The sequence below is a fragment of the Marinobacter salicampi genome, from assembly GCF_011074795.1.
In the GTDB taxonomy this organism is placed as follows: Bacteria; Pseudomonadota; Gammaproteobacteria; order Pseudomonadales; family Oleiphilaceae; genus Marinobacter; species Marinobacter salicampi.
Map to the genome: position 1 here is coordinate 21,776 of NZ_JAAMPF010000016.1, position 18,068 is coordinate 39,843.

Here is an 18,068-nt window from a genome sequence, read left to right on the forward strand (position 1 = left end):
GCGCATGCGCAACTTTTTCAGGTTATTCAACCGCCGTGACTGGACAGACAAGCTCCTTCCTGTAAACTGCCATCAAAGGATGCCGTGAGTGGTGTCTGTGAACAGACGCGAACAATTAACGATCTGGAGATTGGATACATGACGACAAGCCCCAAGGTTCCGACCATCGCCTTTGCAAATCTGAAAGGCGGGGTGGGGAAGAGCACTATCACACTCCAGACCGCCTACTACCTCTCTCAGAAAATCGGGTTTGCAGACGATAAGAAGTTGCTTGTTGTCGACTTTGATCCGCAGGGCAATACAAGCACCCGCATGCTCCAAAGAACTGACATAGAGGATGCTGGAGGTACGCGCTCGTATCAGCTATTCAATGAGACGCTGGATACGATCAAGCCGGTTCTTACCCCTTGTGGGGCCGATCTGATCTACGCGACCCAGAACGATACAGTCCTTGATGACATCGAGCTCCTGAGCATGGATGTGTTCGTAAATCCAATGGAGCACCTAACCAGGCTGGCAGAGTCAGGTAAATACGCAGCGATTTTGATTGATTGTCCTCCGTCACGGTCACGCAAGCTCATTGCTGCCCTCGCGTGTGCTACCGATATCATCGTTCCGGTGGAAGTGTCAGGTTTCGCCAAAGATGCGCTCACGGGCATTATGAAATCGATTGAAACTGCTGAGCAGGTCAATCCGGATGTGAGACTCACGGGTGTCATCATCAATAAGTTCGCGAGCCGGAGCCATCGCCATGTCCATGAGAAAAACCTCCTCAAGGAAGCGCTGGGAGACCTGCTCTTCGAGCAAACGCTCAGCTTCAGGACACCGCTGGATGAGGCAAACAGCCTCGCAATCCCTATTTGGTCCATGGGGAAGGGGTCAGCCCGAGCAGCAGCGGCGGAGATTAAAGCAGTTTGTGAGGAAATTATCAGGCGTACCGGCCTTAAGATGAACAAGCCAGTGCCCCCAAAGAAAAAATCAGTTAGGAAGGCAAAATCATGATGGATGATGCACAAAGCTTATCCAAGCTCAGTGGTTACAAAAACAAGCTCGGTAAACCCCGAGTAGATCCGACTAAGCAGATCCTGTCCGTCCATTGGAGCGAGGTTTATTCCGACACTCAGGTGCGGAAACGGTTTCGGGACATCGAGAGCCTGGCAGACAGTATTAAACAACATGGTCAGGACCACCCTATCCGCGTGCTTCCGAAAGACGACAACGGCTATAAAATACGGAAAGGGGAACGACGTTGGCGGGCCTGCAAGCTCAATGACTCGACCGTAGACATCGTTATCGACGATCGTAACGCGGATGGAGATTTAAACGAGCTGATTGGCCAGATTGTTGAAAACTTCCAGCGCGATGATCTTTCACCACTGGAGCTGGCGCACGGGTTTGGCGCTCTCAGCGACAAAGGAATGACGCAGAAAGATATTGCCAAGCAGGTTGGTATCGACGCACCAAGGCTTTCTAAGTATCTCTCATTACTGAATGCCCCTGAATGTATAACGGATTTGTACGAGCAGGATGTTACGAGCGATCTGGAATTATCGACAGTTTTGAGGAAGATTTACGAGCTCGACCCGAAGCGTTGTGAACAGATGTGTGCAGCCGCCCTTGAGGATGGGATTACCCGCAGTCACGCCAAAGCGATACTGCGCGGCCTGCAACAAGAAAAGAGCGACATAGATCGCCAGGACGCAAATCCAAAGTCCAGTTCGCCGAAACTTGATGATCCTGGGGCGCTCGCGGACCAGGATCATGAGCAAGAGCTGAATGAAGCTGGACTGAACGAAAACGGGTTAGAGTTGCCGCCCGAACCTGATCCAGAGCCCACGAAAACCTCAGCAAAGGCACCTGCACCACAAGATCCACACAAGAAGCATGAAGCTGCGTTGCTGAATGCTGATGGCTTCTACGAGCGTAAGCCGGAAGATGCTCTGATCCTGTGCGAGGTAAAGCATGACGGGCTGAAGCGTACCGGTGTGATTCAGCTTCACTTGGTGGCTACTGAAGAAAACAGCTTTGTGGTTCGCGTCTCCAATGACGCGGGAGAAGACGACATGATCGTGGTAAGCGCGGATGCTATTAAGTTGATTGGCTATAAGCAGTAGCAATCAGTTTTCCGCTGATCTACGGGGGGCAGGGTGCCACTGGCATCCTGCTTCTTAACTAACCCTATTTTCTAACCTTCAAATCATCGATTTAATCTTGTTGGATGCGAAAAAACACACGCACTCTGACATGCTGCATTGCATAGAACGCGTACAGTTTCCTCAAAACGAATCATACAGAGGTTATACGCGTGACTGATCACACCAGCCAAACAACAGCGAACGAACACCTTGAGCCACTGCTCAAAGAGTTTATGCGCGAAATCCGTTCAGATAAGCGAAAAACATTCATTCTCAGACTTTTAATGTGGACCTATCTGATCGGTTCTTCTGTGGCGTTTGGCCTGTTTCTAACCTCGAACCGCGAGGAGGCAGCAACCACTGAGGTACCCCACGTCGCTCAGATCGATATCATCGGTCAAATTAAGCGCAAAGGTGGTGTCGCGGCATATCCGACAATCGACGCTCTGAAAAAAGCATTCGAGTCTGAGCAAGCAGTCGCCATTATCCTAGATATGGATAGCCCAGGAGGCTCTGCAGCACAGTCTGACCTGGTTTATCGAGAACTGCTGCGGTTGCGCAGTGAGTATCCTGAAAAGCCCGTATACGCGGTTGTAGGGGACGTGTGCGCTAGCGGGTGTTACTACATCGCCAGCGCTGCAGACCAAATTGTTGTGAACCGGACATCGATGATCGGATCTATTGGCGTTCGTATGGACGGATTCGATTTTACGGGCCTGATGGATAAAGTCGGCGTTCAGCGCAGAATATTGTCAGCTGGCAAAAACAAGATACTGGCGGACCCGTTCCTTGATATGGACCCAGTAGTTAAAGCTCACCTGGAGCAGAACATTCTTGCCGAAACTCACCAAGTGTTCATTGATGCAGTCAAGGAGGGCAGGGGAGAGCGGCTTAAAGTGGAAGAGGAACTATTCACCGGGCTGATCTGGATGGGTAACCAAGCCATTGAAAAAGGCCTGGCTGACAGCTTCGGAAGTATTAACACGATTATGCGAGACCAGGGGGCCGACCTAGAAGCAATTAACTACACTCAGCGGCAGGTACGCCTAATTGACTGGGTGACTGGTAAGGCTGTTCATCTGGCTACCTCAATCGTTTCTGACGCGCAAACTCCTCACCTGGAATTCTAACGTACCAGCGATCTGAAGCCGGCCATCCCTGGTCGGCTATATCTCTTTCCTTCACGTTATGATTGCAACCGCCCATTCTTTGATTTCACGCGGGCACCGGTCACAATTTGCTGAGTTTTCGCCACTACGGGATCGGTCATTTCCGTCCACTTTGCATTCACCGGGTCAGCGTTTGGCGTATCAACACAAAATGTTCTCTGTAACTTGCCTTTCGAGAAAGAGAATCCCTCAGAGGCAGGCTCTAAATTGAGGGCAATGGTCCATTCAATCCCTGCGAAATCCTTTCGGCTCAATGTTAAGTCTAACTGATTGGGGGCTTTACCTCCGTCAGCCAATACAGGCATCGTGAAGGTCCTAAAGTGTTGATCCTGCTTGGCTGGGTCACACTCCCAGTCTTGTGCCTGCGACTCCAAGAATATTTTTTCTGCCAGTTCAGCTTGATCATCAAAGGTTGAGAACTCGGCCATCTTCATTTCTTCCTTATTGCCAAATTGAATACGTTAAGTCATACGGCATAAAAAAGACTCGCTTGAAGCGAGCCTTGTGTTCAGCCGGGCTTATCTCTTAGCCATTATCAGAACATTTGATCTCTTCTTCATGCTCCTGGATGACAAACTTAGCACGATTTGAAAGTGTCTCTCCGGAGCAGTGCGCGGCACGGATATCATCTGTCGGCGAAAGGTCCGGAACCTTACAATCTGTTCTTACGGCCTCAGGGATCTGGTCGACAGAAGAAGATAACATCTGGCCCCAGTCGTTCTCGGACATTTCCTTCCCCTCGGAACAGAACTTGTCCCAGAGGCTCAGATCATAATGGCTCAAGTGCGCCTTTTTATCGGTCGCCTGAATACTGGAAAGTGTTTCCATAGCCTTGCTGAGCTTCTTTGCTACCTGTTCATCATCAGACCCTTCAAGGCTGTTTAGCTGGTCCATGACGGTATTCAGCTTCGCCTGCTTGGCCTTCCGTGCGCGAGAGCCTTTCGAGGATTCCGCTGTGTTTTCCAGACTCTCAAACTGGGTGGCTGTCCGACGCTCGTCGGCCATGACATGAATGGTGGCTGGTTTCAAAACAGCGGCTCCGCCTAGCCCTTGGTTCCCGTATTCCGTGGTTGCGATGCTGTGGATATAGCGCCGGTTATCCTCTTCGAAGATAAGGGTGCGTTCGACAATAACGGTGGGAGGTTCTTTACTGGCACAGCCCGTCAGTACGAGCGCTCCGACGACGATACTTAATGATGTTCTCAACATGGTTTCCTCGCTGCTTGGACAATAACACCAGTGTAAAAACGTCGAACTCTTAAAAGTTACGAATAGAGGTGAAAAAACAGCGCCTACTTTCAACGAATGCTGGATAAGCTCTGGAAAAATGGAGTCAACTCAATCAACAGTGACTCTATCGCCAATGCTTTCGAAAATTCTTAGCAAAATTAAAGGCGGCTCACACGCGACCAGAGCGGACGGTACGCTTGACCTACCCCCTGTTGAGTCATGCTCTCTAGAAATGCTGAAGCGATCTGATGAGCAGATCCCGCAAAAGTGGAAAGACATCGAGATCTACCCGCCGATAGCGAGGGCAATCCCCGCTGAGCCGCTGGATGGAATTCTTTATAGAAACCGCGAGCGCATTCTTAATATCAGTGAAGCCCTGGGTCTGCGAGACGCGGATTTCGATAGTTTGATGATGCCTGTTATTCGGAACTTCGCCAGTTTCGTTCATCTGCTTCCCAGCTCTGAGAACCATCATCACCGGGGGGCGGGCGGTGCGCTGAAGCACTCTCTTGAAGTGGCCTTTTGGTCAGCCCGCGCCGCTGAAGACATCATTTTCTGTCGCAATGCGGACCCCAGAGAACGTCGGAAGATTGAGCCGCTTTGGCGTGTTGCGACCTGCGTTGCTGGCCTTCTTCACGATGCCGGGAAGCCGATTGCTGATGTGACCGTTACTGATGAAAAAGGAGAGTTGTGGCATCCACTTGAACAGTCGCTTTACGAGTATCTGCGCCAGAAGAAACGCAATGGCTATTATATTTCGTGGCGCGGAGGTCGGTATAAGCGGCATGAGGCCTTCACCCAGCGAGCGTTCGACAAGATTGTTCCGGCCTCGTTCGTAACCCACATGATGGCCCACGATCCAAACATCATGTTTGCGATCAACGATGCCTTCTATTCACTCGACGATTCCAACCACATCGCAAAGATAATTAACTGGGCCGATCATGAGTCTGTTCGCAGAGACGCCATGGAAGATGTGGAGAGAAAGGTCGGTGCTGACTTTGACTACGGTCTGCCGGTACACCGCCATATTTTTAATTCCATTCGCCGTCTGGTCCAGTCCGGGAAGTGGACCGTCAATCAGCCAGGCGCAAAGATCTGGCACGGTGATGACGGAACATTTCTTGTGTTCAAGCATGGTCTCACCGAAATCATCAGCGATATCAAAAAAGAAGTTGGTGTCACGATTCGAAATGATGCGGATGGTCTGGTTGACGAACTAATACAGCGGGGACTTGTAAGGCCCCGGTATGTTCCTGGAGGGGAACCCCAGAGCGATGAAGAGCTGGGAGAGTATTACCTGTACTGGGTTATTACACCGAAAGCGCTTGAACAAGCGGGTGGCGGCCAACCAATCAAGCTAACCACAATCAAGATCGACAGTGCCGAACGAATTTTCAGAAATGAAGTGCCGGCGACTGCAGATCTCAAAATATGGTCTACCGAAGATCTTGGTGGTGGCTTCCAGCCCGAGTTTGGCTCAGGGCGAGGGGTTTCTAATGTCGGTGGAGATGCCATTAATACTGAGACTGGGGAGGTTGTTGCTCGCGGCACTTTGGACCAGCCCACGGAACATTCAGCTCCGGTAAGTTCTCCAGTAGAAGATCCGGGCGGGGCCGGAGGTGATGTTCAAGGCCAGGAGTCATCTGAAGAATCCGAAGTGCTCTCCGTGCAGCAGGCTTCTAGTAATACCGGGACGGTGCAACCTCATTTAGCAGATCCAGGAATGTCTCCAGAGGACGATCCCAAACAGTCGCTTATCTATCGAGCGAGACAGGGTAAGCCTACTCCAAAGCCGAAAAAACCTGACTTTAAGGAAGTTCAGAAGGAGCCTGTTTTTAGAGATACGACTGATGCTGGGCGCCCCGAGCCAAGTGTAGAGCAACAGGCCAGTCAGCCCAAAGGGCCTGAGAACGATCTACAGTCCGTTCTGGCTGCAATTGATGATGACATGGAGCTGCCATTTGGCGGTGGTTCTGTAGAACCAGAGCTGCCAAATTCAATCGCCACTCAGGGCAGTCCAGCCGTTGATGACCAGGCTAGCTCAGTTGGAACGCAACCCCCCGAGATTGAGGCTGAGAAGGCGTCTCCTTCACCAACTCTAGGCAGCGCTCAGCACGACGCCTCCGATACTGCTGGCGAAAAGGAACTATCACAGGTCCAGGAACAGCCGGCCAAGCCCAAGGGGACAGCCAAGGCTCGCAATACAAAATCAGCGGCTCCGAATCCCTTGCTGAAAAAGTCTGCCGAAGCTGCGAAAACGGCTGGCGGGCGCACCGTTACTGTCAAACGGATGGGAAAGTATAAGGACATCGCCAAAAAGCCCTCTGACTCCTCTGTACTTTACCAGCCGGTAGATCGCGACCCCGTCGCCGGGTTCAAACAGTTTATTACTGACAACACGGCGAGTGGAGCCGGACAAATTATCGAAACGCTTGTAGACAGCGTTATTCACAAAGGTGAGTTGTTGGGGAAACGCTGGTTCATCGAGGACGGTAGCGTGGCCATAGCATATCCGTCGGCTTTCGAAGGAATCACCAGCAGCTCTGCTGACGCTCTCAACCGCCTGGACACTGCAAAACTCCTTAAAAAGAACCCAAAGCAGCCCATGTCCAAGGTCATGGAAGTGCATGAGGTCATGGCGATTGTCCTCGATGACCGGACCTCCGAGATCATCATCGCTTATCTCAAGGTTCAGGAGCACGCGATTGACCCGCTGTATGTGCCTCCTCACCCCGACCTTAAAGTTGTGAAGCGTGCTGTTAAAGCAGTTCCGGATCGGAATAACACCGCCCTGCACCGCGAGAAAAGCAAAGACGCGACAAACCGGGAGAGGCAGCCTAAAAAGCGCACCAACTCTGGCAAAAAGTCGCCCGTTAAAAGTGAAACTAAGCCCGCGAAGCAAGTGGCAGGTGAACCTGAGAAGAGTGAAACCGGAAACGATGGCTCTCAGAACCTCACCAGGCACGGCATTGCTGCTGAGGCAATGATCGAGCTGGTTGATCAGATGATTGCCGGGACTGGGGAACTTACGGACGACATGACCACGGATGGCGAGGACAAGAGTGTTCCCCATAGCGTCGTCGACATTCTCAAGATTCGATATCCGACTCTCACGCAGTCCAGTGCCCGAAAGCAGTTTTGGGTTGCAGCTAAGAAGCGAGGTTTTGGCTGGTCTGTAAATAAGGGCTTTTTCACGTTGAGGAAAACTGAATCATGAGCATGGAATATGACGCACATGGTTATGAAATGGCATGGCGTCCGAACTATGAGTTTCGGGCAGTCGTAGGGTGGGGTGTAGCAATCCTTGCTGCCGTGGCCGTGAAATTCGCTGCTGGGATGCCGTCCGAACCGCTGTACATCATGATTGGGATCTGCACTTTGATGGCGCTGGCGCGTGCGCGTGATGCCTACCACTTGCATCAGACGCATAAGAGTTTGCGCGGAAAAAACCTAAAAATTGTAGAACTAAGTGAAGTGGTGAAACAGATCGAAGGAAAATCCGACCAACTATGGCTCGGCTACGGGTTTGACTGGGGGCCAAAGCACGCACAACGGGCGTTTGAGTTGAGCAAGCGCGACTGGTCAGAACTCAGAGGCAAAGACAAAGACCCTGACATGGGCGTTAAGTGGCTTCATGGAATTGAGCTGCACGAGGAGCCAATTTTCCAGCCGATGAAGCACGTTGAAGGTCATACCTTGATTACCGGAACTACGGGGTCCGGGAAAACTCGCCTATTTGATTTGTTGATTACACAAAGAATTCTGGCCGGAGAGTCGGTCATTGTACTGGACCCGAAAGGGGATGCTGAGACCCGCGAAAATATGCGCAGAGCATGTAAGTTTATGGGCGATCCGGGCAAGTTCATCTCGTTTCACCCCGGCTTTCCTCAGGAATCCGTCCGCCTCGACCCTTTGGCAAACTTCTCCCGGCCAACTGAGCTGGCTTCACGTATTGCCGCACTGATCGCCACATCTTCAGGCGGGGAGGTCTTTAAAGACTTTGGCCAAATGGCAATGAACAACATTATTCAGGGTTTGCTATTGGTCGATGCGAGGCCGTCTCTGACCCGTCTGAGAAGGTATCTTGAAGGGGGCACGGAGTATCTGGTGCTGGCGGCTGTAAGCAACTACATCGAGAGGCAGGCGCCCGATTTCCAACGAGACTTCCAGGAAGTGCAGACGCGCAATGAAAAAGCCTCTGCTTTAAAGCGTGCAGCCGCTGCCGTCCGGTTTTACAGGGAGTTCGTTCAGCCAGAAAAGCCCAACAGCGACCTTGAAGGCTTGCTCACAATGTTCGAGCACGACAAAGCCCACTTTTCAAAGATGGTCGCGTCTTTGCTCCCAATAATGAACATGCTCACAAGTGGTGACCTGGGCCCCATGCTGTCGCCTGACCGCACTGACCAGAACGATGAACGGCCCATCTACGACACCCGGAAGATTACTGAGCTTCACAAGGTAGCTTATATCGGCCTGGACAGTCTCACCGATGGGATGGTGGGTTCAGCAATCGGCTCGATGGTATTGAGTGACCTGGCCGCTGTTGCCGGCGACCGATACAACTATGGTAAGGATCTGCAGCCGATCAATATTTTCGTGGACGAGTGCGCAGAGGTCATCAACGACCCGCTCATCCAGCTGCTCAACAAGGGACGAGGCGCAAAGCTGAGGCTTTTTGTAGCAACGCAGACTATTGCTGATTTCGAAGCAAGGCTGGGCAATGCGGCTAAAGCAATACAGGTTCTTGGCAATATAAACAACAATATTTCGCTGCGTGTAATAGATCCCGATACTCAGAAATACTTCACCGACAACCTCCCGCTAACGCGGGTCAAGTACGTGATGAGAACGCAGGGTATGAGTTCAGACTCCAGCGACCCGGCTATGTATGGAGGCAACCACGGCGAACGACTCATGGAAGAAGAATCGCCATTGCTCCAGCCTCAGCTGCTCGGATATCTGCCTAATCTTGAATATATCGCGAAAATATCGGGGGGCCGAGTTGTGAAAGGCCGCTTGCCGATCCTTGTTGAAAGTAAAGAGAGCGAAGCCGCATGACAAATGAACACGCACTGGCAGAGCATCTGGCTCAGCAGGTTGCCAGGGATACGAAAAAGCTTAACCGTCGGTCGAGCTGGATTATCAAAATCATGGAGTCCCAGTGGCCTACCTATTTGCTGCCAATCACCCGGATTATTGAAGCAATCGGAATACAAGGTGACGAACAGCTGGCGGACCACAAAAACAACCTGGTCCAGTTGCTCGCCAAGGCTCTCAATGAGTACCGGTCAGGTGCGGAAAAGATCTGCGAGAAAAGCGGTCTGATGCCTTATGAAATACCGGATGCGACCCGGTATGCCATGTACTTGTCTGGTCTGGTGGATGAAGTGATTAAGCGCTTCGAATGTGTGGAGGCCAACGACTGCGTAACGTTGAAAGCAAGGCCGAAACCCTTGGCAAAGACATCCAAGAAAATTGAAGTGCGTGGGCAAGTGTACTTTCTGCTTTGCTCTGACACCCTGCAAGAATATATGAGAGAGACTGGCAATGAACAAGCCATTGTTGCTGACGCTGCTTCTGATTGCGCTTGAGGTTCTTTTCATCGCGGCATTGCTGCCCGGCAAGTGGTCGGAGACGGCTATGCAGAAAGAGGTGCAGATGATCGAAATGATCTCCGGGCGCGAGCATCGCGACCAGGTGCTGGGCAATGCGACCAGTTGGTACACGTCCTCTCTGGTTGATACTGGCGTCTGGCATGCTATGTATCAAATGCTCATTCCTGAGGATCACCTACGGGAAAAAAGCGTCATCAAGGCCGACGGGTGGTTCGAAATTGTCGAGTCGCGGCTTATAGCTATTCAGCAGTCCGTTTACTTGGTTTTCGTTCGTGTCTCGCTGCTGTTTACCTGGCTACCGTATGTTCCTCTGCTACTTCTCCCGGCGCTCTGGGATGGGTTGATGACCTGGAAGATCAAAAAAACCAATTTTGATTATGCCTCGCCAATTCTTCATCGCTACGCGATCCGAGGCTCTGCATTGGTCGCGGTTCTCACCCTGATCTCATTCATGATGCCACTACCAATTGCACCAATTTACATCCCGATCGCGCTGATGTTTTCTGTCATTGCCGTGGGCATAGCTGCAGGGAACCTGCAGAAGAGAATTTAATAAGAGCGAAAGACCTTTGGTGAACACCAGCGCCTCCCCAGCAGCATTTCATAAGCGAGGTAGTCTGGTGCTCTCCGACTGGTCTTATTTAGGCGCGACCGGCCTGGGCTGGTGGCGCTGAGTCTACTCAAAAGCTCTGCAACAACTTCCCGTTCATGTTTTTAATCGGTTTTTCGACAAACACCTAAGTAGTGGTCGAAAAACCGCATCAACCTCCAACTTCACCTGCTCATAAAAATCCGACAATGCTCCCATCAACATTTGGGAGTACGTGAATGCGCAAACCTACCAAGATACCCCAGCGGGTAGACGAGTTTCCCCACTTTCTACTTTGGTCACTCGACGAGATGGCACCCCTGATGTTCCTGGTGATCATCGGAATGTTGTTTGACGCGCTCGGTATTTGCCTGGTCATCGGACTGGTGGCAACCAATGCCTACCGCCGTATCCGCGAGAATTCTCCTGACGGCATCCTTCTTCACACTCTCTACAAGATGGGTATCCCCCTTACCAAGAGCAAAACCATGATTAATGTGTTTATCCGGAGGCTGTTTCCGTGAATCTTCAGAATTTTAAAAAGAGCTATGCGCAGCTGGTCGTGAGCCAGCAGTGGACCCGCGGCATGCTGGCGATGACTATTTTGGCCTTGCTCATCGCAGTGTTTTCTCTGGTGAACAAAACGGAGCGAGTTGTGCTTCAGCCAGTAACACTTACCGATGAAGCATGGATCGAAGAGGGAAGGGCGTCGGAAAGCTACAAAACAGGCTGGGGCGCTTACCTTGGCATGCTGATGGGTAACATCACTCCCAATAAGCTGAGTTTTATCAAAGAGCGGTTGGAACCTCTGCTGGCCCCAGCGATTTATGGAGAGACGATGCAGGCATTCGAGGCTCAAGCACAGGATCTTCGAGACAACCGCATCTCATTACGGTTCGAGTTGAGAAGTGCTGATTACGAGCCATCGACCGATAAGATTTTTGCCTACGGCTACCGCTATGCGACGGGCTCTGGCTCTAAGGAAGAACAGCGCACAGAGCGTACCTACGAGTTCAAGATCAACGTCCGCAAATACACCCCTGAAATTACGCACATTGATACCTATCCGGGGAAACCCCGCACCGAGAAGATGCTGCGCATGTTGGATCGTTCGGAGGACAGTAAGTGATGAAATTCCAGTTAACCATGATCGCAGTGGGTCTTGCCGTCGCCGGGCCAACTGCTTTTGCTCAACAGTACCCCGATATGCCTGTCTCGCCGATCGTTTCGACTGCTGACATGATGGGCGCTCCTGGCACGGGATCGGCCACCGATGAGCAGCAGCTCGATGAGTATGGTCTACCTGTGAGCCATGAAGACCATGCGGCGAATGACAATGGCCAGCCAAATGGCTCCGAGATGCCGATCGCTCCCGTCGGTGTGCTGAGTAAGAACGTGCCCAGCGCAAAACCGCTGGCGACTGGACAGAAAGTCCATGACGTTAAAAAGATCTCTGAGCAGGGCGACGAGGCGAAATACAACACGAAACCGATTGAGGTAACCACGCAGTTTGGTCAGACAGAGCTTGTAAACGTAGCCATGGGCCATCCCACCCGCATTGTCACACCTTTCATGAAGCCCAGCGTTCTTAAGATTGATGAGGATGCCATTGTCTCGGTAAAGCAAAACGTCATCTATTTTGCCAGCGACAAGCGCACGCCAGTCACCCTGCATGTGCGTGAGGAAGGGTACGAAGCCCAATCTATTACTTTGACTCTATTGCCACAGAAGATTCCGCCACGCGAAGTCCTCGTGAAAATACCAGGCCGAGAGATGGCCGACGCCAATATGTTCGCTGGCCGGAACGAAACCGCCGAGAAGTGGGAACAAAGTAATCCCTACGAGCAAACTCTTGTGCAGATGTTGACCACGATTGCGAAAGGAGAACTCCCGACTGGATATCGCATGCGGGACTTCCTCCCTAGTGATGAGGCTCCTTTATGTCAGCAACGGGGACTGCGATTCGTGTTTGAAGAAGGGCAGGTGCTCACAGGCAACGATTTCACTGTGTATATCGGGGTTGTGAGAAATATGGCCGATCAAGCAATCGAATTTGTCGAAACGAACTGCGCTTCGCGTGAAGTCGCCTCGGTTTCAGCTTGGCCTGATGTCTACCTGGCACCGGGTCAGGAAACAGAAGTTTTCGTGGTCGACAAGGACCAGCCTCGCGAATCGAACACCCGTCGTCGTCGCTCGCTGATTGGTGGAGGCCAATAATGAAGCAATATTGGGAAAACCTAGATCCGAAGCACAAGCAGTGGGCCGTCATGGGGCTCTCTATTATTGGTCTGGTGTTTGTTGTCAGTCTCTTTGTCGGTGAGGCAGAGCAAAAGTACGGCGGTAGAGGTAACCAAGAGGTTGTCCGAAACGTTCTTAATGAACGGACCTCTCGGGACATAGGCATCGATGCTATGGCCTCCCGGCTTCGAGCACTCGAAGAAAATCTTCGCAACCGTAGTGATGAGCTTACTGAAACCAGAAGCAAGCTGGAGGAGACCCGAAATTCCGTTGGGGTTGGCAAGGATGTGGCGAGACAGCTTGCGTCTTTAAAAGAGGAAGTTTCACGTATCCGAGAAGAAAAGCAGCAAACCTCGAAGGAGCTGGAAACGCTGCAGCGTGACATTAAAGAGGGCAACCTTGATATGCCGCGCCTCCAGGGCGACGGCCAGCCTAAGGATACTGTTAATCCGATCGGTACCGATGACCTGGTTACGAACTATGCAGACAGCACCGAACCAGCAGACCGCGACACGAATAGCTCGTTCAGGTCCGCACCGGTTCCTCAATTTGGTGACAGTCGCCGCAACGGGGGCGGGGGGCAGGGGAGCAGTCAGGGCGACCAGGTATCTGACGCAGCTCCAAGCCGAAACCTGAAAATGACAACTGTCTCTGAGGCAAAGACTCCTGAGCCCTCAGAGTCAAGCGATGATGCCGAAGGCAAAGGTACAGGAATATACATTCCATCTGCCTCCCTTCTATCTGGAACCTTGATGACAGGTCTTGACGCACCGACTGGGCAGGGCGCTCGCCGCGATCCTTTCCCGGTCGTCGTTCGCCTTCAGAAAGACGCAATTCTCCCCAACGACTACTCAGCTGATGTTAAGGGCTGCATGGCCATTCTGTCAGGCTTCGGTGACCTCTCCAGCGAAAGGGTCTACCTGAGAACTGAGGGGATCTCATGCATTCGTAACGATGGCAAAAGTATTGAAGCGAGACTCAGCGGTTACGCCGTTGGTGAGGATGGGAAAGCAGGGGTTCGATCCCGCCTGGTGACGAAACAGGGTGCTCTTGTAGGGCGCAGCATGGTGGCAGGGTTCTTCGGTGGTGTCAGCCAGGCATTCAACGTGAGCCCGGTACCGACGATCAATACAACGGGCAACCAGCAAAACGTTCAGTACCTTGACGCGTTTTCAGATCAAGCCGTACAGGGCGGGCTCGTAGGCGGTGCCAGCAATGCGCTCGAAAAGGTCGCAGATTTCTGGTTGAAGATGGCTGATTCGATGTTCCCGGTCCTGGAAATGGATGCCGGGCGTCAGATGGATATTGTCTTGGTTAAAGGCGCTGAGCTGAAGCTGCAATAAACGTGGAGATTCGCAAAATGAAGAAGTTAAGAAATATTGCATTGGTTGTCGGACTTTCAGCGCTTACTGGCTGCTCAGCTATAGGCATGGGGGAGTCAGAATTTTCCTGTTCCGGAATTCCGGAAAAAAGAGGGTGCATGAGCGCTCGTGACGTCTACGAGGCCACTGCCAATGGCGGGAGCATTTACGACAGAAACTATTCGTCGAATGTTGAACAAACTGAGGCTGTTTCTGATGCTGGCTCCGTCTCTCAATTCAGGAGCAAAGAGGAGCGGCTGTCTGGGAAGAAAGCCGACCGAAACAGCGACAGTTCAACTCGTGTAGAGAGAATTGTTCGCAAAGTTGAAGATCGCTATGTGGCTCCCAGTACGCCGAACAAACCCGTGCCTGTGCGGACGCCGGCTCAAGTAATGCGCGTGTGGATCGCTCCGTGGGAAGACAAGAACGCAAATCTTAAGGTGTCCTCTTACGTGTTCACTGAGATCGAAAAGCGCAGGTGGATGTATGACATGCGCGGTGTTGCGCGGGGGGAAAGTATTCAGCCTCTTCAAATGATGCAGCCAGATCCACAGGGTCAGCCAGACGCCCGGCCAGGCCAGAACAGAAACGCACCCTCCTACGAGAACGCTCTCCCTGGTGGATTTAGCGGCAATCACTAAAAACTCAGTTTTGTAAGAAAAAAAGCAGTTACTCGGAAAAGTTTTGACTGTGACATACCTAACATAGTCAGTACGAACTAAGTGGCAACCAAATTACCCATTCAAGTAAAGGTCAGGAGTAGCACGATGACACACAATCACGAAACCAACTTCAACAAGACAGCAGTGTTCGCGTTCGCGCTGGTGGCTGCGGTCGCATTTGCCATTGTTCCGGATAGCGCATTGGCGGGAACGGGTGGTGCATCGTTCGATCCGGTCTGGACTGACCTGAAAGAATGGATGCAGGGCACTCTCGGTCGAATAATCGCTGCAGCTATCGTCATCGTTGGCATCATTGCTGGTGTTGCCCGCCAGAGCCTCATGGCATTTGCCATCGGTCTATTTGGTGGCTTCGGACTGTACTACACCCCAGACGTTCTGGAGAACATTGTTACCGCCACTATTGCCCACGCCGATAAGGCAAACACTGCGGTAATGATGATCAGCAACGGTCTGTAAACATTTTTGTTGTCTAGCTTTGAGCCGTAGCTTTGCCCCGCCGAGCGGGGCCTTTTTTTGATTGGTCAAAAATTTAGCATCTATTCGCAGTTGCATTTTTGAAACCTCATATAGATTTGTTTTCGACAGCCACAAACGATGGCTTCAAACCCCACCGCAACCGGAGTTTTACATTGAAAAAAGTATCAGCTTTAGCCGCAGTCGTTTTGGTATCAGGTTTTGGTGCGTGCGCAGCTAGCGCTCAGGAAAAGTCCTTTACAGAAGGACTCACTGACAATTGGCAGGAACGCTCCTATGCCCAGATCAAACTGGGTTTTGCAGACCTCGGCCTGTCAGACGATGCCATGACCCTTACCGGTACCTACGGTATTGAACTGGCCCATATTCACCCTCAGCTTTCTGCAGAAGCAGACCTGCTTCTGACTGTTGCTGATGCCGAAAGCAAGATCTCCCATTACTGGGGTAGCACTACGGTAGAAGCCAGCGTCTTCGGCATGGGTGGCTACCTGGTTGGTAGCTATGACCAGTTGCCTATCGAAAACCTCGTTCCTTATGTGCGTATTGGTATCGCTTATACCAGTGCGGAAATTAAAGCCTCGAACGGCGGGGCAAGCGCTGGCGGCGACGATAGTACCTTCGGCCTGGGCTATGGTATCGGTGCGAGATATAACTTGAACAGCCAGTTTGGCGTGGTCGCAGAATTCAGCTCGACCGAGTACGACGTATTGAACGTTGGTGCTCACTACAAGTTCTAAATTTCAAGCGATGACAAAAACCCTGCCATAGTGCGGGGTTTTTTGTGGCCGGCACAAAAGTGTCGTTTTGTTCAAAAAAGAGCATCCACTTCAGACAATCAACTGCCCCTAACAACGAGAATCAGCCACATCTAAAGAATTAACTTACTCAGGTGTGCGTGATGGATCGACGTTTCTTAACGATGATTTTGGGTCTTTTGCTGGCGATTTTTTCTTTCGCTGCCATTGCCGACACTGAAGCTCCAGAATTAACCCCCGAGCCTGAGATTCCAGATGTCATAAGGGATCTTTCTCCACTGATTTTCCGGGCTGTAGATAACGTAGATCCGGAGCCCGAGCTAGAGGGCGTCACGCTTCGCAACGATAAGGGAGAGACCGTTTCGGGTATAAAAACCGAATGGGGCGTTCGGTGTCCTGCTGGGTTTAGCCCTGTAGACGCTGAGACTTGCCAAAAAATAACTCTCAAGCCGAAACAAAGCGTTTGCCAGGATGGGTTTAGCCTTACCCAGTCAAGCGAATACCTCGATGTGTGCCATCAAGTCACTACTCTTGAAGCAGAGGCTGCGTGTTCAGCTGGGTACGTACTGAAACCTGATGGCGCTACCTGTACCAAAACAGAAACAAAGGAACCTTCCCCGGTATGTGATCCTGGTTGGACAGTCATTGGAGATAGCTGTCAGCAAACGATAACGCAAGCCGCGAGTATTAAGTGCCCAACAGGATATACGGATGTTGGGGCTGGCCAATGTGAAAAGTCGAGCTTCGTTGAGCCGTCACAAGAGTGTCCGGCAGGCTCAGACGAGATTGATGGAATGTGTAGTAGCCTCGAAGTTGCGCCTGCCGAATTGGGCTGTAAGCCCGGCTCAACGCATACCACTGATGGTCTATACAACGGCACATGCAGGTACCCCGCTGGCCTGTATGAATCGTGGTATCCGCCTACCTATAACCTGGATTGCAAATCTGGTTATGACGAGCTCAATAAGGGGTGTTACAGGGAAGTAAAACCTAACAGCTGTAAGTGGGGGTCTTTTATTTCCGCTCGTTATTTTAGCGGAGATGGATACGAGTGTGTTTACGCTCCCAGGGAAAGGCAAAGCACTGGCTACATGAGTGGGACACAATACCAGTGCCGGGACGGGAGCGGAGTGTGGAAAAACACATTCGGCGGCAATCCCGGAACCTCCCTGCATTTTGCTCAGATTACCGGTTCTTACGGTACGCGAACTTGTGTTAACACAAGCCATCATTTCAACTGTCCGGCAGGCTACTCAGGCTCACAGGGGTGGTGTAGGGCAAATACTCCAGCCCGAGCAGGTATCTCAAGAGAATGGTACACCTGCCAAGGTTATAACACTGAGTACAAAAACGGGGTTTGCTGGACCACTAGTGAGTCAGTTCCTTACGAATGTCTCGATGGCGAAAAAAACCCTGAAGCTACAAAAGAAAACTGTTCTTATAACTGGATGACCGGGGGTCAGACTTGCAGGGATGTCTGGGACAATAAACACCCTGAGGCCTGCATGAGTGGGACGATGGTTGCAAAAGGGACGCAGTGTCCCTCAGGGTATGAGTTTGATGGTACAGACGCGGTCTGCGGCTCCGAAACAAAGACTGCGGCAGCGGAAAGTTGCCCAAGCGGCTACACAAATGCGGGAGGTATCTGTGCTAGGTCTGAGGTCTTTGACGCTCAGGTAAGTTGCCCTTCGGATTTTGAGCGAGTCGGAAACTCTTGTGTTGCAACTACCACAATGCCCTTAGAGCAGTGTGCTAACGGGTTTAGCCTGGTTGGTGACAGCTGTGTTAGGTCAACGCAGATTTCCGCAGAGAAGGT

The 18,068-nt window shown here is 51.6% G+C and carries 16 protein-coding genes; 14 read left to right on the plus strand and 2 right to left on the minus strand.

Translation table 11 applies throughout. The features are described from left to right. The first annotated feature begins 138 nt into the window (after nt 1-138). The 3 genes from G7W63_RS08130 (at nt 139) to G7W63_RS08140 (ending at nt 3,265) form a co-directional block, all read left to right on the plus strand. Nucleotides 139-1,002, plus strand: coding sequence for a ParA family protein (locus G7W63_RS08130; protein WP_166255940.1), 864 nt, complete (start codon nt 139-141; stop codon nt 1,000-1,002). Continuing rightward, on the plus strand, nt 999-2,114 hold the full coding sequence (locus G7W63_RS08135) for a ParB/RepB/Spo0J family partition protein (protein ID WP_166255943.1): 1,116 nt from the start codon (nt 999-1,001) through the stop codon (nt 2,112-2,114). Before G7W63_RS08130 ends, G7W63_RS08135 begins: the two co-directional genes overlap by 4 nt. Before the next feature lie 191 nt (nt 2,115-2,305). After that, nucleotides 2,306-3,265: a S49 family peptidase gene (locus tag G7W63_RS08140; RefSeq protein ID WP_166255946.1), complete on the plus strand. Its 960-nt coding sequence runs from the start codon at nt 2,306-2,308 to the stop codon at nt 3,263-3,265. Between the two features lie 56 nt (nt 3,266-3,321). Here G7W63_RS08140 and G7W63_RS08145 read toward each other — a convergent pair whose 3' ends face one another. Further along, the gene (locus tag G7W63_RS08145; RefSeq protein WP_166255949.1) at nt 3,322-3,732 is read right to left on the minus strand and encodes a hypothetical protein; all 411 of its coding nucleotides are present in this window, start codon (nt 3,730-3,732) and stop codon (nt 3,322-3,324) included. A gap of 97 nt (nt 3,733-3,829) precedes the next feature. Then, nucleotides 3,830-4,513, minus strand: coding sequence for a hypothetical protein (locus G7W63_RS08150; protein WP_166255952.1), 684 nt, complete (start codon nt 4,511-4,513; stop codon nt 3,830-3,832). A gap of 253 nt (nt 4,514-4,766) precedes the next feature. Between G7W63_RS08150 and mobH the strand changes: the two genes are divergently transcribed. The 11 genes from mobH (at nt 4,767) to G7W63_RS08205 (ending at nt 16,234) form a co-directional block, all read left to right on the plus strand. Beyond that, nucleotides 4,767-7,754: a MobH family relaxase gene (gene mobH, locus G7W63_RS08155; protein ID WP_166255955.1), complete on the plus strand. Its 2,988-nt coding sequence runs from the start codon at nt 4,767-4,769 to the stop codon at nt 7,752-7,754. Beyond that, nucleotides 7,751-9,595, plus strand: coding sequence for a conjugative transfer system coupling protein TraD (gene traD, locus G7W63_RS08160; protein ID WP_166255958.1), 1,845 nt, complete (start codon nt 7,751-7,753; stop codon nt 9,593-9,595). Before mobH ends, traD begins: the two co-directional genes overlap by 4 nt. Continuing rightward, complete coding sequence (locus G7W63_RS08165) at nt 9,592-10,128, plus strand: hypothetical protein (protein ID WP_166255961.1); 537 nt, start codon at nt 9,592-9,594, stop codon at nt 10,126-10,128. Before traD ends, G7W63_RS08165 begins: the two co-directional genes overlap by 4 nt. Further along, nucleotides 10,085-10,705 carry an IncC plasmid conjugative DNA transfer DtrJ family protein gene (locus G7W63_RS08170; protein ID WP_166255964.1) on the plus strand — a complete coding sequence of 207 codons (621 nt, stop codon included), beginning with the start codon at nt 10,085-10,087 and terminating at the stop codon, nt 10,703-10,705. Before G7W63_RS08165 ends, G7W63_RS08170 begins: the two co-directional genes overlap by 44 nt. 275 nt (nt 10,706-10,980) lie before the next feature. Then, nucleotides 10,981-11,265: a type IV conjugative transfer system protein TraL gene (gene traL / locus G7W63_RS08175; RefSeq protein WP_166255967.1), complete on the plus strand. Its 285-nt coding sequence runs from the start codon at nt 10,981-10,983 to the stop codon at nt 11,263-11,265. Continuing rightward, nucleotides 11,262-11,870: a TraE/TraK family type IV conjugative transfer system protein gene (locus G7W63_RS08180; protein WP_166255970.1), complete on the plus strand. Its 609-nt coding sequence runs from the start codon at nt 11,262-11,264 to the stop codon at nt 11,868-11,870. Before traL ends, G7W63_RS08180 begins: the two co-directional genes overlap by 4 nt. Further along, nucleotides 11,870-12,958, plus strand: a complete 1,089-nt coding sequence (locus G7W63_RS08185) for a TraK domain-containing protein (RefSeq protein ID WP_166255973.1) — start codon at nt 11,870-11,872, stop codon at nt 12,956-12,958. Before G7W63_RS08180 ends, G7W63_RS08185 begins: the two co-directional genes overlap by 1 nt. After that, nucleotides 12,958-14,322: a TraB/VirB10 family protein gene (locus G7W63_RS08190; protein ID WP_166255976.1), complete on the plus strand. Its 1,365-nt coding sequence runs from the start codon at nt 12,958-12,960 to the stop codon at nt 14,320-14,322. The genes G7W63_RS08185 and G7W63_RS08190 overlap by 1 nt, the downstream gene beginning before the upstream one ends. 17 nt (nt 14,323-14,339) lie before the next feature. Further along, complete coding sequence (traV, locus tag G7W63_RS08195; RefSeq protein WP_166255979.1) at nt 14,340-14,981, plus strand: type IV conjugative transfer system lipoprotein TraV; 642 nt, start codon at nt 14,340-14,342, stop codon at nt 14,979-14,981. Between the two features lie 126 nt (nt 14,982-15,107). Next, nucleotides 15,108-15,479: a TraA family conjugative transfer protein gene (gene traA / locus G7W63_RS08200; protein ID WP_166255982.1), complete on the plus strand. Its 372-nt coding sequence runs from the start codon at nt 15,108-15,110 to the stop codon at nt 15,477-15,479. Nucleotides 15,480-15,652: 173 nt separating this feature from the next. Further along, nucleotides 15,653-16,234 carry a porin family protein gene (locus G7W63_RS08205; protein WP_166255985.1) on the plus strand — a complete coding sequence of 194 codons (582 nt, stop codon included), beginning with the start codon at nt 15,653-15,655 and terminating at the stop codon, nt 16,232-16,234. Nucleotides 16,235-18,068 lie beyond the last annotated feature (1,834 nt).

Coding starts and splice junctions, on each gene's coding strand:
- G7W63_RS08130 (WP_166255940.1), top strand. CDS start 139: ATGACGACAAGCCCCAAGGTTCCGACCATCGCCTTTGCAAATCTGAAA.
- G7W63_RS08135 (WP_166255943.1), top strand. CDS start 999: ATGATGGATGATGCACAAAGCTTATCCAAGCTCAGTGGTTACAAAAAC.
- G7W63_RS08145 (WP_166255949.1), bottom strand. CDS start 3,732: ATGGCCGAGTTCTCAACCTTTGATGATCAAGCTGAACTGGCAGAAAAA.
- G7W63_RS08150 (WP_166255952.1), bottom strand. CDS start 4,513: ATGTTGAGAACATCATTAAGTATCGTCGTCGGAGCGCTCGTACTGACG.
- mobH (WP_166255955.1), top strand. CDS start 4,767: ATGCTGAAGCGATCTGATGAGCAGATCCCGCAAAAGTGGAAAGACATC.
- traD (WP_166255958.1), top strand. CDS start 7,751: ATGAGCATGGAATATGACGCACATGGTTATGAAATGGCATGGCGTCCG.
- G7W63_RS08165 (WP_166255961.1), top strand. CDS start 9,592: ATGACAAATGAACACGCACTGGCAGAGCATCTGGCTCAGCAGGTTGCC.
- G7W63_RS08170 (WP_166255964.1), top strand. CDS start 10,085: ATGAACAAGCCATTGTTGCTGACGCTGCTTCTGATTGCGCTTGAGGTT.
- traL (WP_166255967.1), top strand. CDS start 10,981: ATGCGCAAACCTACCAAGATACCCCAGCGGGTAGACGAGTTTCCCCAC.
- G7W63_RS08185 (WP_166255973.1), top strand. CDS start 11,870: ATGAAATTCCAGTTAACCATGATCGCAGTGGGTCTTGCCGTCGCCGGG.
- G7W63_RS08190 (WP_166255976.1), top strand. CDS start 12,958: ATGAAGCAATATTGGGAAAACCTAGATCCGAAGCACAAGCAGTGGGCC.
- traV (WP_166255979.1), top strand. CDS start 14,340: ATGAAGAAGTTAAGAAATATTGCATTGGTTGTCGGACTTTCAGCGCTT.
- traA (WP_166255982.1), top strand. CDS start 15,108: ATGACACACAATCACGAAACCAACTTCAACAAGACAGCAGTGTTCGCG.